This is a genomic window from Salinisphaera orenii subsp. halophila YIM 95161 (assembly GCF_003732545.1).
GTDB lineage: Bacteria > Pseudomonadota > Gammaproteobacteria > Nevskiales > Salinisphaeraceae > Salinisphaera > Salinisphaera orenii_A.
In genome coordinates, this window is the sequence record NZ_AYKF01000130.1 from 1 (window position 1) to 10,543 (window position 10,543).

Genomic DNA, 10,543 nt, shown 5'->3' on the forward strand with positions numbered 1-10,543 from the left:
CGACCGAGCCGTCACCGGCAGGCGCCCCAGCGCGTGGCCGCGTGCGATCGCGACTCATGATGCGCCGCCGGATGGGCGCCGCGGCGGGCCGCCTTCAGGCCGCCCCGAAACGGAGCGAGTCGACGCTCGGCAACCGGTAGCCACGTCCCCCCGAGAAGCCGCCGCAGCCGCCCATACCAAAGGCCATCGGCGCTGGCCTGATCCCCGCCGTAACGCGGCCGGCAGCCACCGCGGCATCGTGATCTCCGGAGCAGCAGAGCACGGCATCTCGCCCCGGGTGTCACGCACGCCATCGCGTGCCGCAGCCGCCGCATCGCGCGCGAGACATCGGGAGCTCCGGCAATGCACCGGATTTGCGCTCACACCCCATCCGAGGCCGCGCCAAGGGCTGTCTTGCAGCAGGACTAGGCGCAGTGCGCGCCGTCATTCTGCGCCAGCGGGCGACGACGCGGGATCGCCGCACCTCGCGAACGTCATGAGACGCCTGGCCCGTAGGGTCGGGCCGTTCACGAACCATCCACCCAGGCGCACTGTGGCGCGGCACGGCCAGGCGCGATGTGCGGTCTCCGCCCCGGCGTTCGCATCCGGTCTTTTCGTCCCGAACATCCCGATCCGCGGCCCGGACGCCTATCGGGAGGATGGCGCGACCCTCGCCTCGGCGCGGTGCCGGGCGCAATCGATCGAATGCCGACACAGCTCTCGCTGAGACGGGTCGATCACGTCGGCGCAGCGGGCGGATGTCGCCGAAGCCTCGTTACGGTCACATCACAATTCCGCCGAGGGCCTGACTTTTCCACCCGTCGCCGGCTGCCCTGCCCGACACGGGCCGCGGGCCGGCGCGGGCAGGCCCGCTAGTTCGTCCGGCCCCGGTCACTTCGGTATCGGGCCGGGCCCTCGATAGGCGCGGTCCTGTCGGCCCAGCGCCCCGTAAGGACCCGACCCGCGCCTCGCCCGCGCCGTCTGGCGCAGGTCGCCCGGCGCCCGGTCTACGTCGAGAGTCATCCGCTCGGGCCTGGTGACCGGCAGTGCAGGCGCGCCCAGCCCGGGGGTCACGACCGCTGGCCCGCCGGGCCGTCTCAAGACGCGGCAGCGCCATCACGACCGTACTGCGGCATCACGATTTTTTTGCGGCGCAGCACTTGAATCCGACCCGATCAATACAATTGTATGCCGCATGCAGTTATAAGCGGACGCCGCGACACCAACGCGACCTCATAGGCCGGCCGCTGATTGCCGCCAGGGACATCGACGCTGCGGCAAACGCCGCGCACCGGTCACCCGCGCGCGGCTCCGGCGCTAGCGCGACAGATCACACTTCGAGAGGAAATCGTCATGAGACTCAACCGCACTCCACGCCCCGCCGCTCTCGCGTTCATCCTCGCGCTGGCCGTCGGCTCCGGCGGCGCTGTCGCCCAGGCCGGCGTCGCCGAGGCCGACCGGCCGGCCCCGCAGTCGAGCATGCGCAGCGCGATTCCCGCCGACCAGCTCGGCGAGACGGCCCATGATCACGTCGTCTACTCGGGCCCTCGGGCGCCCGCAACCCAGCCGCTCGGCGAGGATCCGCGCTCGCGGATGAACGGCGCCACCGCGGCCGGCGACCTCGGCGAGACCACGGCCGCGCACGTCATCGACTCGACCCCCGTCGCACAGCACTATCGGCCGGGCGACGGCCACGCCAGCATGGGCAAGATCGATCCGGTCGCCCGGCTTGGCAACCGCTGATCGCGCGCAGACACGAGCCATCGCCGGGCCGTCCGACCGGGCGGTCCGGCGGACAACGAGCGGTTCGCGGTAGACTGCCGCGCCGACCGCAACCGAGGCGCCGGAACGCGCAGAGCCCGCATGTTCTCCTGGTTCGAAAGACTGATCGAGCCCTTTCCCGACGACGACCGCACGCCACCGCGCGACAACCTGTGGCGCTTCGTCGTCTTCCATGCGAAGCCGGTCTGGCCGCTGCTCGTCGCCATGGCGGTGCTGACCGCGCTGATCTCGATCATCGAGGTCTCGCTGTTCGCCTTTCTCGGCCATATCGTGGACTGGTTCGAGACCGGTGAGCGCGAGACCTTTATGGCCGACAACGGCGCGGCACTCACGGGCATGGCGATCGTCGTGCTCGTGCTGCTGCCACTGCTGGTGTTTATTGAAGGGCTGGTGACCTTTCAGGCGCTGTCCGGCAATTTTCCGATGCGCTTTCGCTGGCAGGTGCATCGCTGGCTGCTGAACCAATCGCTGGGCTTCTTCCAGGACGAGTTCGCCGGGCGGATCGCCACCAAGCTCATGCAGACCGCGCTCGCCGTGCGCGAGACGGTGATGAAGTTCCTCGACGTGATGCTCTACGTGGCGGTGTATTTCACCGGCATCGTGGTGCTCGTCGCCGGCGCGGACTGGCGCCTGGCGATGCCGTTTCTCGTCTGGCTGGCGGGCTATGTCGCGCTGCTGCGCTATTTCGTGCCGCGGCTGGGGCGTATCGCCGAGCGCCAGGCCGATGCCCGCGCGCAGATGACCGGGCGCGTGGTCGACGCCTACACCAATATCGCCACCATGAAGCTGTTCGCCCACACCCGGCGCGAGGCGGGCGACGCGCGCCGCAGCATGCGCGCGTTCCTGGACACGGTCTACGCCCAGATGCGGCGTATCAACGCCTTCTATGCCAGCCTCTACGTGCTCAATTCGCTGCTGCTGTTCGCAGTCGCCGCGCTCGGCATCGGCCTGTGGCAGTCGGCCCTGATCAGCGCCGGCGCGGTGGCGGCCGCGATCGGCCTGGTGCTGCGTATCAACGGCATGGCGCAGTGGATCATGTGGGAGGTCTCGCAGCTGTTCGAGAACATCGGCACGCTGCGCGACGGCATGGCGACGTTCTCGCGCCCGCAGTCGATCGACGACGCGCCCGGCGCACCGCCGCTGGCCGTGCATGCCGGCGCGATCCGCTTCAACGACGTGCATTTTCACTACGGCCGCGGCGCCGGCGTGATCGACGGCTTCTCGCTGGCGATCGCGCCGGGCGAGAAGGTCGGCCTCGTCGGGCGCTCCGGCGCGGGCAAGTCGACGCTGCTATCGCTGCTGCTGCGTTTTCACGACGTCGAGGGCGGCGCCATCTTCATCGACGACCAGAACATCGCGGCCGTCACTCAGGAATCGCTGCGCGCGAACATCGGCATGGTCACCCAGGACACCGCCCTGCTGCACCGCTCGGTGGGCGACAACATCCGCTACGGCCGCCCCGATGCGACCGACGCCGAGATCGCGGCCGCGCTGGAAGCCGCGCACGCGCGCGAATTCATCGACGATCTGGTCGACGTGTACGGTCACCGCGGCCTCGATGCGCGGGTCGGCGAGCGCGGCGTCAAGCTTTCGGGCGGTCAGCGCCAGCGCGTGGCCCTGGCCCGGGTGATGCTCAAGAACGCGCCGATCCTGCTGCTGGACGAGGCCACGTCGGCGCTGGATTCCGAGATCGAGGCCGCGATCACCGAGAACCTGCACCGCCTGATGGCCGGCAAGACGGTGATCGCGGTCGCCCACCGGCTGTCCACCATCGCCGCGCTCGACCGGCTAGTGGTCATCGACGAGGGCCGCATTGTGGAAACCGGCAGCCACGCCGAACTGCTGGCCGCGAACGGGCTCTACGCGAAACTCTGGGCCCTGCAGTCCGGCGGCTTCCTCGCCGAAGACGTCGACGTGCGCGCCGCCCGCTGATGGCCGCGCGGACGCACACGGCCTGGCTGGCCTATGCACTGCTCATCGCGACCGCGATGGCCTGGGGGGCGAACGCGGTCGCCGGCAAGCTGGCGGTGGGCCATATCAGCCCGCTGCTGCTCACGCATCTGCGCTGGGGCCTGGCCGCGCTGGTGGCGCTGCCCGTCGCCTGGCCGCATCTCAAGCGCGACGCGCCGGTCATTCGCCGCCATGCCGCGCTGCTGGCGGCGTACGGCGGCGTGGGTTTCGGCGGCTTCAACGCCGCGCTCTACACCGCGCTCAACCACACCAGCACCATCAACGTGGTCATCGAACAGGCGGCGATGCCCGGCGTGATCTTCGCGCTCAACTTTCTGGTGCTGCGCCAGCGCACGCGCGGCGCCCAGCTCGTGGGCTTCGCGATGACGGTCGCCGGCGTGGCCGTGACCGTGTCCGCCGGCGACCCGGCGCGCCTGTTCGGCCTCGACCTCAATCGCGGCGATGCGCTCATGCTCGTCGCGATTACCTGTTACGGCGGCTATACCGCGGCGCTGCGCATGAAACCGCAGATGCACTGGCTGAGCTTCATCACCGTGCTCTGCGCGGCCGCCTGGCTGGCGTCGCTGCCGTTCGCGGCGTGGGAGCTGTCCGGGCCGCGTGGTTTATGGCCGGACCTGCAGGGCTGGGCGGTCGTGGCCTTCGCCGCGACCATGCCGGGGCTCGTCGCCCAGAGCTGCTTCATCCGCGGCACCGAGATGATCGGCAGCAACCGCGCGGGTCTGTTCATCAATCTGGTGCCGATCTTCGGCACGCTGTTCTCGATGCTGTTCATCGGCGAAGTGCTGCGCGGCTACCACGTGGCCGCGCTCGCGCTGGTGCTCGGCGGGATCGGCCTGGCCGAGCGGTACCGGCGCTGATTCGGCGCGACAGCGATATCGGCGCGGCGGAAATTCGGTCGTCGCCGGGCAGCGTACGCGTGGCTTGGGTGAATACACGCAGGCCACGTCGTTCGATGGTTTCGCGGGTGATCGTATCCACCATCGCGGGCGATTCCTCGGGCGCGAGATTCAGCCGGTTGCTCGCTCGCCGGCGATCGCAGTCTCGACGGCGGTGCCTTCGACCGTCAGCGCTTCGAGCGTGCCCACCGACTCGCTGGCCGGCTGTGACGCCGCCTGGGCGCCCGCCAACTCGGCGAACGTGAACAGGGCCGCGGCGGCGACCGGCGTGAGGCAGCGCGGCGCGCGGCAGGACGAACGAACGGGCATACGAACGACAGGCAGACAAACGGTACGAAAAGTCTAGACGTGCCGGTCATTTACACCGATAGGGCAAATTGTCGCAGGGGCGCGACGATCGCCGGCGTGTCAGCCGTGCGGCGCGATCCCACTGTCGCCGAGCGTGACCACATCGGTGATCTGCACACCGTCCCAGACATAGCCGAAATGCCGGCCCTGGACGGCCGGCGACAGCACGCGCGGGCGAAAGACGGCCACGCGTTCGCCAGCGGCATCGCGCACGCTGGGGTAGACGATGCCGTAGCCGCCGGCCGCGCGTTCGGCCCCGCCGAAAGCCTGCGCGGCGCGATAGTCGTCGGCGGCCAGCACGGGCGCGGCCGCCACACAATGGCCGCGCAGATCCCGCAGGTCGCCGACAACGTTCACGTGATAGACCCGCATCTCCAGCGTCATCGGCGGCTCTGCGCTGTCGGCCATGAACCGTTCGCGATGATAGACGGTCTCGCGCACCGCGGTGCCCTGGCTGGCCGCGGCATAGAACACGCCAAACGAGCCGTCGGAAAAACGCGAGCCAGCCGGATTGAGATGGGTGAACGCAGCCATCACCGGCGTCGCCCCCGGCCCGGCCATGCGTTCCTCGGCCGCCACCAGCGACAGATCGCCCGCTTCGTCGCGCAGGCGGTCATTGGTCAAGGATTCGACTGCCAGCGCGGCGTTCAGATCGGCCGGGTCAGCCACGCGGTCGAACAAGCCGCGCGGCGGAAAACGCGACGGCACGATCCGATAGGACGGTCGCCAGCGCACCGCGGCCAGCGGAAACATCGGGGCCTGCGAATCGCTCACGCCCAGCCGCCACGCTCGGCGTCCAGATGCCGGCGCACCACGGCCAGATCCTCGGTATGCCCGGCCAGCATGCGATCCAGCGGGCGCGCACCGCCGAACAGCGGGTTGGCGTTGGCGCGCTTGATCCACGCATCGGCCGCATCGGCGCGCGGCAGCAGCATCTCCAGGCTCTTATAGATCCCCAGCAGCAGCGACAGGCGTTCGATCTGGCCGACATCGAGCGTGACGTCCGGCTTTCGTTTCCAGCGCCGGTAGGTGCTCGTCGGCGTGCCCAGCAGCCGCGCGGCCTGGATATCGGTCAGCCCCCACTGCGTCGCAATGGCGAACCAGGTTCGCAGCGCACCGGGGCTCATGCGCTGGCGCAGCTGCGCATCGTGAATGTCCGGGCGCAGGTTGAGTCGTTCAGCGGTCTGGGGTGCCATAACGCCGTACTCGCTTGATGATCATATGATCATATTAACCGTTTAATTGATCATTTGATAGCTATCCGTTCGGCTCGACCGGTCACGCTCCGACCGAGAGCCCGGCTTTGCACCGCCTGCCGCACACCCCGATAATGCGGTGCCGCTGTATAAGCCACGAGAATCCGCATGACTGCCGATACGATCACCATCGAAACCCACGAGGCCGTGCGTTTTTCGGCCTACCGCGCCCTGCCCGAGGCCGGCACCGGACCAGCGGTGATCGTGCTGCAGGAAATCTTCGGCGTGAATCGGCATATCCGCGAGGTCTGCGACTTCTATGCCGAGGAAGGCTATGTCGCCATTGCGCCGGACCTATTCCATCAGTTCGAACCGGGCATCGAACTCGGCTACGAGCCGGCGGATTTCGAACAGGCCTTCGACTATTTCAAGCGGCTCGACGTCGAACGCGTTGTCGCCGATATCGGCGCGACCGTGCGCGCCGCACGTGCCCTGCCCGAGGTCACCAGAAAGCCGGGCAAGGGCGACGTAGGCGTGGTCGGCTTCTGTCTGGGCGGCAAGCTCGCCTATCTGGCCGCCGCCCATTGCGATGTCGATGCGGCCGTGGGCTACTACGGCGTGGGCATCGACGACGCCCTCGATCTGGCCGGCCAGATTCGCTGCCCCATGGCGCTGCATTTTGGCGGGCTCGATCAATTCTCGCCGCCCGAGACGATCGACAAGATCCGGGCCGCCTTCGCCGATCGCGACGACGTTCAGGTCTTCGTCTACGACAACGCTGATCATGCCTTCAACCGCTGGGGCAACGACCACTACAACCCGGGCGCGGCCCGTCTGGCGCACACCCGTACGCTCGCCGTGCTGCGCGCGGCACTCGGCCCGCACTACGATCTGGCCGGTCTGGCCGATCATCATTTCGAGCTGGAATTCGCCGCCCGCGACGTGGACGCCACGATGCAGACGATGGTCGCCGAGCCGTATGTGAACCACGTGCCGACCATGACCGGCGGCACCGGCCACGACCATCTCAAGCGCTTCTACAAGCACCACTTCATCCCCAAGAACCCGGCCGATCTGCAGATGAAGCCGATCTCGCGCACGGTGGGCGTGGATCGCATGGTCGACGAGTTCGTGCTCTGTTTCACCCACGACTGCGAGATCGACTGGCTGCTGCCGGGCGTCGAACCCACCGGCCGATACGTGGAAATCCCGTTCGTGGCGATCGTGACCTTTCGCGGCGACAAGCTCTATAACGAACATATCTACTGGGATCAGGCTTCGCTGCTGGTCCAGATCGGCAAGATCGACCCCACCGGCCTGCCGATCGCCGGTATCGAGACCGCCCGCAAGCTGCTCGACAAGGAACAGCCCAGCAACGACCTGATGCCCAACTGGGCCACCAGCGCCGACAAGGAGTGAAGGTGATGCGGCCCGATCAGCGCGTGGCGGCAGCCACCGGCCCGGCGCGGCCGTGATGCTCGAACGCCTGCTGCCGCTGTTCTTCGTGCTGATCTGGTCGACCGGCTTCATCGCCGCGCGGCTGGTCGCCCCGCATACCGAGCCGCTGACATTTCTGCTCTATCGGTATCTGCTCACCGTCGCCGCCTTTATTGCGATCGCCGTAGCCGTGGGCGCGCCCTGGCCGCGCGGCGCACGCGCCTGGGCCAACGCCCTGCTCGCCGGCGTGCTGCTACAGGGGATTTATCTGGGCGGGGTGTTCTGGGCCGTGCGCCACGGCCTGCCCGCGGGCGTGGCCGCGCTCGTGGTCGGCCTGCAGCCGCTGTTGACCGCCGTGCTCGCCTTCCCGCTGCTCGGCGAGACCGTCGGCGCCCGCAAGTGGCTCGGCATCGCGCTCGGCTTCGGCGGCGCGCTGCTGGTGCTGGAACCGCGCCTGGCCGTGGACGTACAGGACATCGCCGTCGGCCCGCTCGTGGCCGTGGTCGCGTCCATGCTCGCCATCACCCTGGGCACGATCTGGCAGAAGCGCACCGGCGCGACCGCCGATATCCGCACCAATGCCGCCGTCCAGTTCATCGGCGCCGCGATCGTTACCCTGCCGGTGGCGCTGGTCACCGAAACCGGGCGCTTCGACATGGTCTGGCAGAACTGGGTGGGCCTGCTGTGGTCCTCCCTGGGGCTGTCGGTCGGCGCGATCTCGCTGCTGATGTTTCTCATCCGCCGCGGCTCGGTCGCCAGCGTGGCGTCGCTGTTCTATCTCGTGCCGCCCGTGGTAGCCGTGTTCGCCTATCTGCTGTTCGGGGAGACCCTCGGCGCGCTACAGATCGCCGGCATGCTGATCGCCGTGGCCGGCGTCGCGATTGCCAGCCGCAACCCGGCCAGCCAGGGGTAATTCCACGCCGTCGGGAGACGAAGCCGCTTCCCGCTCACGGGCGGCCCATATTACAATTAATCGGCACGCGTGACGCGGTGAATCTGGAGACCGCAGCCTGTCTAGCGGACACGAGCGCTTTGTGGGGATTTCCAGTCCCACCGCGTGCTCATCCGGCCCGCAGGCGCTTCGTCGTCTGCGGGCTTTTCATGTGGTGGTTGGCCGCTGCCGGCGGCACCGCGGGCCGTTTTCAGTACGCCGTGCATGGCGCCGGTTTGCATCCGCACATATGCCGGGAACTGCGCTCGACGAACTATCCGCCGGTGGTGCGCACACCAAGAAACCCATCACGAAATCCTCGTCTTCGGCAATCTGGAAGGCCGCATGCCGTGTCCAAGGACGACGACTCCGATAGCCACGCGCTGTTCCGAACGCGCAACGCCGGTCGAACACGAATAGTGGGATCCGAGCCCGGGACGCCTCGAGGCGCCGCGCGGGCCCGGCGGTAAAAGCACGTGGTGGGGACTGGAACTATCCCCAACGATTCGCCTTAACCCACGCCAAAGGAACGCAGGCGGCTGCGGTGTCCAGATTCTCCGCGGGACGCGTGCACCGTTTAGTGTAGCGCCCAACCAGGCCTGCGATAACCGCGAACCTATGGATCGATACCAGTGGCCCGCGGCTCACAGATCCAGCACCTTGTCACAAGCCTCATCTCCGCCTCCGCGGGGAGCAGCACTCGGATGAACTTGTTCTGGTTGAATCCGACGGTTCATCCCCGCGTCCGCGGGGAACGGCGCCTCGAGGGCAGCGTGGTCATCGATTTCGACGGTTCATCCCCGCGTCCGCGGGGAACGGCCCAGAGACCCGCGCCAATGGACCAATCACGTCGGTTCATCCCCGCGTCCGCGGGGAACGGACCGGATCGCGCACGACCAGCCCGCGAGCGGGCGGTTCATCCCCGCGTCCGCGGGGAACGGCGCACCCAGGACCGGGCAGCCCTGAGGGTGGTCGGTTCATCCCCGCGTCCGCGGGGAACGGAGCGGGTGCCCCATTACGTCCACGAATGGCCGCGGTTCATCCCCGCGTCCGCGGGGAACGGTTGCGGGGAAACCATGAGGGTATATGTCTGGTCGGTTCATCCCCGCGTCCGCGGGGAACGGAGTGTGGTCGCCAACGGCAAGGCCATTCAGACCGGTTCATCCCCGCGTCCGCGGGGAACGGGGTTACCTGCTGGAAGAGGGAACGTGTCTAGTCGGTTCATCCCCGCGTCCGCGGGGAACGGGACGGCGGAGCTGCCGACGCTTAGGATGGTGTCCGGTTCATCCCCGCGTCCGCGGGGAACGGCTCTGGCTTTCCGCCACACCGTCCAACCACGGCGGTTCATCCCCGCGTCCGCGGGGAACGGCGCGACACGCGGACTTTGCTGTACTCCCGCGCCGGTTCATCCCCGCGTCCGCGGGGAACGGTTTGACCAGCATGTCTTTTAGCCAGTCGTCACCGGTTCATCCCCGCGTCCGCGGGGAACGGGCGTGACGTGTGCGTATCCGGCTCCTGTGATGCGGTTCATCCCCGCGTCCGCGGGGAACGGCTTCGCTTCGTGTTCCGTGCCATTCCCTGGGTCGGTTCATCCCCGCGTCCGCGGGGAACGGAGGAACTCCTGCCGGCGCATCTGGGCCTGATCCGGTTCATCCCCGCGTCCGCGGGGAACGGGAAATTCAGATCCAGTTCCTGCTCGAAAACAGCGGTTCATCCCCGCGTCCGCGGGGAACGGGACTGTCCCGCGTAGTCAGCGTCATGCACCGTCGGTTCATCCCCGCGTCCGCGGGGAACGGAGCCGCGCTTCGTAATCCGCTTGGCCGTTGTCCGGTTCATCCCCGCGTCCGCGGGGAACGGTGCCGGGGTATCAAATGTTCATATCCGACTCGCGGTTCATCCCCGCGTCCGCGGGGAACGGCAACTCCTCCCATCTATACGTGATGCGGAAACCGGTTCATCCCCGCGTCCGCGGGGAACGGGCCCAAGCGAATGCTTGGGCCGAG

8 protein-coding genes and 1 CRISPR repeat array are annotated in these 10,543 nt (G+C 68.2%); of the genes, 5 read left to right on the forward strand and 3 right to left on the reverse strand.

The features are described 5' to 3' along the window. Positions 1–1,332: 1,332 nt before the first annotated feature. From SAHL_RS15755 to SAHL_RS15765, 3 genes are all read left to right on the forward strand, one after another. Positions 1,333–1,722, forward strand: coding sequence for a hypothetical protein (locus SAHL_RS15755; RefSeq protein WP_123592376.1), 390 nt, complete (start codon positions 1,333–1,335; stop codon positions 1,720–1,722). A 120-nt stretch (positions 1,723–1,842) separates the two neighbouring features. Beyond that, positions 1,843–3,693: an ABC transporter ATP-binding protein gene (locus SAHL_RS15760; protein ID WP_123592377.1), complete on the forward strand. Its 1,851-nt coding sequence runs from the start codon at positions 1,843–1,845 to the stop codon at positions 3,691–3,693. Then, a complete protein-coding gene (locus SAHL_RS15765) occupies positions 3,693–4,589 on the forward strand; it encodes a DMT family transporter (protein WP_123592378.1) in 897 nt (298 codons plus the stop codon). Before SAHL_RS15760 ends, SAHL_RS15765 begins: the two co-directional genes overlap by 1 nt. A 150-nt stretch (positions 4,590–4,739) precedes the next feature. Here SAHL_RS15765 and SAHL_RS15770 read toward each other — a convergent pair whose 3' ends face one another. From SAHL_RS15770 to SAHL_RS15780, 3 genes are all read right to left on the reverse strand, one after another. After that, positions 4,740–4,937, reverse strand: a complete 198-nt coding sequence (locus SAHL_RS15770; protein WP_123592379.1) for a hypothetical protein — start codon at positions 4,935–4,937, stop codon at positions 4,740–4,742. A 99-nt stretch (positions 4,938–5,036) separates the two neighbouring features. Further along, a complete protein-coding gene (locus SAHL_RS15775; RefSeq protein WP_123592380.1) occupies positions 5,037–5,729 on the reverse strand; it encodes an RES family NAD+ phosphorylase in 693 nt (230 codons plus the stop codon). 17 nt (positions 5,730–5,746) lie between these two features. Then, positions 5,747–6,172: an antitoxin Xre-like helix-turn-helix domain-containing protein gene (locus SAHL_RS15780; RefSeq protein ID WP_221178002.1), complete on the reverse strand. Its 426-nt coding sequence runs from the start codon at positions 6,170–6,172 to the stop codon at positions 5,747–5,749. 168 nt (positions 6,173–6,340) lie between these two features. Between SAHL_RS15780 and SAHL_RS15785 the strand changes: the two genes are divergently transcribed. Together SAHL_RS15785 and SAHL_RS15790 are read left to right on the forward strand one after the other, a co-directional pair. After that, positions 6,341–7,591: a dienelactone hydrolase family protein gene (locus tag SAHL_RS15785; RefSeq protein WP_123592381.1), complete on the forward strand. Its 1,251-nt coding sequence runs from the start codon at positions 6,341–6,343 to the stop codon at positions 7,589–7,591. A 55-nt stretch (positions 7,592–7,646) separates the two neighbouring features. Beyond that, the gene (locus SAHL_RS15790) at positions 7,647–8,522 is read left to right on the forward strand and encodes a DMT family transporter (protein ID WP_123592383.1); all 876 of its coding nucleotides are present in this window, start codon (positions 7,647–7,649) and stop codon (positions 8,520–8,522) included. Positions 8,523–9,269: 747 nt separating this feature from the next. Continuing rightward, positions 9,270–10,519: a CRISPR direct-repeat array (repeat unit 29 nt; unit sequence CGGTTCATCCCCGCGTCCGCGGGGAACGG). Positions 10,520–10,543: the final 24 nt, after the last annotated feature.

Coding starts and splice junctions, on each gene's coding strand:
- SAHL_RS15780 (WP_221178002.1), bottom strand. CDS start 6,172: ATGGCACCCCAGACCGCTGAACGACTCAACCTGCGCCCGGACATTCAC.
- SAHL_RS15760 (WP_123592377.1), top strand. CDS start 1,843: ATGTTCTCCTGGTTCGAAAGACTGATCGAGCCCTTTCCCGACGACGAC.
- SAHL_RS15770 (WP_123592379.1), bottom strand. CDS start 4,937: ATGCCCGTTCGTTCGTCCTGCCGCGCGCCGCGCTGCCTCACGCCGGTC.
- SAHL_RS15755 (WP_123592376.1), top strand. CDS start 1,333: ATGAGACTCAACCGCACTCCACGCCCCGCCGCTCTCGCGTTCATCCTC.
- SAHL_RS15790 (WP_123592383.1), top strand. CDS start 7,647: ATGCTCGAACGCCTGCTGCCGCTGTTCTTCGTGCTGATCTGGTCGACC.
- SAHL_RS15785 (WP_123592381.1), top strand. CDS start 6,341: ATGACTGCCGATACGATCACCATCGAAACCCACGAGGCCGTGCGTTTT.
- SAHL_RS15775 (WP_123592380.1), bottom strand. CDS start 5,729: ATGTTTCCGCTGGCCGCGGTGCGCTGGCGACCGTCCTATCGGATCGTG.
- SAHL_RS15765 (WP_123592378.1), top strand. CDS start 3,693: ATGGCCGCGCGGACGCACACGGCCTGGCTGGCCTATGCACTGCTCATC.